This is a genomic window from Streptomyces synnematoformans, from assembly GCF_039531005.1.
Lineage (GTDB): Bacteria > Actinomycetota > Actinomycetes > Streptomycetales > Streptomycetaceae > Streptomyces > Streptomyces synnematoformans.
This window is the reverse complement of record NZ_BAAAPF010000771.1, coordinates 1-544: the sequence shown is the minus strand read 5'-3', so window position 1 is coordinate 544 and position 544 is coordinate 1. Positions and strand designations below refer to the sequence as shown.

Here is a 544-nt window from a genome sequence, read left to right as displayed (position 1 = left end):
CTCGCCCGCCGCGCGGACGCCGCGATGACCCACGCCCGCATCCCCGACCTGGACAGGGACATCTCCCGACTGGTCATGGGCGTCGACAACCAACCCGACCAGATCCACGCCTCGGTCGTCTTCGACAACTTCTTCGAGCACGGCGGCACCGCCTTCGACACCGCATACCTCTACGGCAACGGACGCCTGGAGCGGCAGCTGGGCCGGTGGATGGCGGACCGCGGGGTCCGCGACGACGTCGTGGTCATCGGCAAGGGCGCGCACACGCCGGACTGCGACCCCGCCTCACTCAGCCGCCAGCTGGAGATCAGCCTGGAGCGGCTGCGCACCGACCACGTCGATATCTACTTCCTGCACCGCGACAACCCCGACATCCCCGCGGGCGAGTTCGTCGACGTCCTCGACGAGCACCACCGCGCCGGCCGCATCGGCCTCTACGGCGGCTCCAACTGGAGCCCGCAACGGGTCGACGAGGCCAACGCATGGGCACGCCGCAACGGACGGCAGCCGTTCACCGTGCTCAGCAACCACCTGAGCCTGGCCC

The 544-nt window shown here is 70.0% G+C and carries 1 protein-coding gene; it reads left to right on the top strand.

The features are described 5' to 3' along the window. Nucleotides 1-24: 24 nt before the first annotated feature. Nucleotides 25-544: aldo/keto reductase (locus tag ABD317_RS37610; protein ID WP_344296648.1), on the top strand; the 520-nt coding region annotated here is incomplete at its 3' end.